The sequence below is a fragment of the Ruegeria sp. AG1 genome, assembly GCF_056541705.1.
The window spans coordinates 1-3,074 of sequence record NZ_JBQFYU010000031.1; the positions used below are offsets into that span (position 1 = coordinate 1).

3 protein-coding genes are annotated in these 3,074 nt (G+C 57.8%); all 3 read left to right on the top strand.

Annotated elements, in window-relative coordinates; genetic code table 11:
• Positions 1–160 precede the first annotated feature (160 nt).
• The 3 genes from ACR0B5_RS22815 to ACR0B5_RS22825 are packed head-to-tail and all read left to right on the top strand — an operon-like array spanning position 161 to position 3,065.
• Positions 161–1,261, top strand: coding sequence for a mandelate racemase/muconate lactonizing enzyme family protein (locus tag ACR0B5_RS22815; protein WP_480543675.1), 1,101 nt, complete (start codon positions 161–163; stop codon positions 1,259–1,261).
• Complete coding sequence (locus ACR0B5_RS22820; protein ID WP_480543677.1) at positions 1,258–2,298, top strand: zinc-dependent alcohol dehydrogenase; 1,041 nt, start codon at positions 1,258–1,260, stop codon at positions 2,296–2,298. The genes ACR0B5_RS22815 and ACR0B5_RS22820 overlap by 4 nt, the downstream gene beginning before the upstream one ends.
• Positions 2,295–3,065: an SDR family oxidoreductase gene (locus tag ACR0B5_RS22825; protein WP_480543679.1), complete on the top strand. Its 771-nt coding sequence runs from the start codon at positions 2,295–2,297 to the stop codon at positions 3,063–3,065. Before ACR0B5_RS22820 ends, ACR0B5_RS22825 begins: the two co-directional genes overlap by 4 nt.
• The last annotated feature ends 9 nt before the right edge of the window (positions 3,066–3,074 follow it).

Here is a 3,074-nt window from a genome sequence, read left to right on the forward strand (position 1 = left end):
TGTTGCTGGGGCTGGTCTTCAACGTTCTAAATTTTGAAAACGGTCAGGGCACCATCAGTTTCAGTGCCTATTGGCAGATGGTCATACGTGGAGGCTTTCTATTTGCGGTCATCCTTTTACAGTCTCGGGTTATTGCCAGGCAGCAGAAGGTCTTGGGTTCGTGAATCGCATAGAAAGTGTTTCAGCGCGGCTGTTCAACGTTCCGCTCGCAGAGGTCCTCGTCGATGCCAAACATGGGGATCACACGTTTTTTCAATTGATCACGGTCACCATTCAAACCTCGGATGGGGTCGAGGGGGTCGGGTATACCTATACCGGGGGCAAGGGTGGTCACGCCATTCTGGCGATGATCAAGCATGACCTGGCACCGTTCCTTGTAGGACAAGACGCCGAACAGATCGAAAGCCTGTACGATGCCATGCAGTGGCACGTGCACTACGTCGCACGGGGCGGGATCGCCTCGTTTGCCATCTCGGCCGTGGATATTGCACTGTGGGATATTCGCGGCAGAACGCAGAATGCGCCATTGTGGCAGATGGCCGGTGGAGCGTCGAAAAGGTGCAAGGCCTATGCCGGCGGGATCGACCTGAATTTCTCGTTGGAGAAACTGCTGCGTCAGACCGAAGGGTACCTTGCGCGTGGGTTCAACGCAGTCAAGATCAAGGTCGGTCAACCAGACCTGGCCGACGATCTTGCACGTGCCCGGGCGGTGCGCGAGATGCTGGGGCCGGATCGGTTCTTCATGGTCGATGCGAATTACTCTATGAGTGTCGAACAGGCCATCGTCGCTGCCAGAGGGTTCGCCGACTGCGATATCCTGTGGTTCGAGGAACCGACAATTCCAGACGACTACAAAGGTTATGGCCGAATTGTCGAAGCGACGGGCGTTCCCCTTGCCATGGGTGAAAACCTGCACACCATACACGAATTTGAATACGCCATTGATGACGCGAAACTGAGTTTTATCCAGCCCGATGCCTCAAACTGCGGTGGAATCACCGGCTGGCTGCGCGTGGCCGCGCTAAGCGCACAGCACGGTATTCCGGTTTGTAGTCATGGGATGCAGGAGCTGCACGTCAGCCTTGTTTCTGCGCAATCCAACGCAGGCTGGCTAGAAGTACACTCATTCCCGATAGACCAGTACACGACCCGTCCACTAGTTGTCGAAGACCGTCTGGCCGTGGCCCCGGATGCCCCGGGAACCGGAGTGGAATTCGACTGGGACAAATTGAATGCGGAACACAAGGAGATGCGTAGATGACGACCCAGACGATCACTGCCGCATACTACAGGGGTGAAAAGAGCTTTGCAGTAGAGCAAGCCCAAGCGATAGAGCCGGGTCCCGGCGAGGCTGCCATTCGTGTTGCCTATTGTGGGATTTGCGGGACGGATATGCACGTCTACCACGGCAACATGGATGCCCGCGTCGGCCTGAACCGGGTGATTGGGCATGAGATGTCAGGTGTCGTCGAAGCGGTGGGCGAGGGCGTCGATACGGTCGAACCCGGCCAGAAGGTCGTTGTCCGACCGCTTGATCACTGCGGCGAATGCCCGGCTTGCAAGCGGGGGCATCAGCATATCTGTCAGAATCTCAAGTTTCTCGGCCTCGACACCGATGGTGCCATGCAAGAGATCTGGACCGTTCCGGCCCACACGTTGCACGTTCTTCCGGACGACTTGCGCATGGATCACGCGGCGCTGATCGAGCCAGTCGCCGTTGCCTGCCACGATGTGCGCTTGTCTGGCCTGCAACCTGGAGAGGACGTTGTCGTCATCGGCGGTGGCCCGATCGGCATCCTGGTTGCCATGGTTGCCCGGGATGCGGGTGGAAATGTCGTGATTTCCGAAGTGAATCCGAACCGTCTTGCGATAGCTGAAAAACTTGGCTTTGACACGATCAACCCAACCGAAACCGATCTGGTGTCCACAATCAACGTGCGCACGGGCAACAAAGGGGCAGATGTGGTTTTCGAGGTGTCGGGAACGCAGCCCGGTGTTGATGCGATGACCGCCGTTGCCGCGACGCGGGCTCGGATCGTGATGGTCGCGATCCATGCCCAAAAGCCCCAGATCGACCTGTTCCAGTTCTTCTGGCGAGAGCTGCAACTGATCGGTGCTAGGGTCTATGAGCCAGAGGATTACGAGAAAGCCATCGCAGTTGTCGCCTCGGGCGGAGTGGACGCGGATGTCGTGATTACTGACGTCAGCCCTCTGGCAGACATTCAGGCCGCGTTTGAAGCACTGGATCGCAGTCCAACCGCAATGAAAAGCCTGATCGAAGTAGGACCGCATTCATGAGTGTTTTGCAAAGTTTCGACCTGGCGGGAAAGACGGCCCTTGTGACTGGGTGCAAACGCGGTATTGGGCGTGGCATGGCCGAGGCATTGGCATCGGCCGGAGCCGATATTATCGGAGTGTCCGCCTCGCTCGAGCTGTCCGGGTCGGATGTCGAAAAAACCGTGACGGCGATGGGGCGCAATTTCCGGGCGTACCAATGCGACTTCTCGGATCGCGCCGCGCTGCATGGGTTCATTGATAAGTTGAGGGTCGACGGACAAACCCCTGATATCCTTGTCAACAATGCTGGCACAATCAAACGCAAACCCGCCGCCGAACACCCGGACGACTGGTGGGACGAAGTGATTGAGGTCAACCTGTCCTCGCAGTTCGTTCTGTCTCGCGAGATTGGCAAGGACATGCTGGTGCGCGGCTCTGGGAAGATCATCTTCACTGCATCGCTGCTGACATTTCAGGGCGGCATTACTGTGCCGGGATATGCGGCCTCGAAAGGTGGGATTGGACAGCTGACCAAGGCTTTGGCCAACGAATGGGCCGGGCAGGGCGTGAACGTGAATGCGATTGCGCCTGGCTACATCGCGACCGACAACACCCAAGCGCTGCGGGATGATCCGGTCCGGTCGAAGTCGATCCTCGAACGAACACCCCAAGGCCGTTGGGGTACGCCTGATGATTTTGCCGGACCGGTGGTCTTTCTGGCCTCTGCCGCGTCGGACTTCGTCAACGGTGAAATCCTTGTAGTCGACGGGGGCTGGATGGGGCGGTAGCACCGCCAA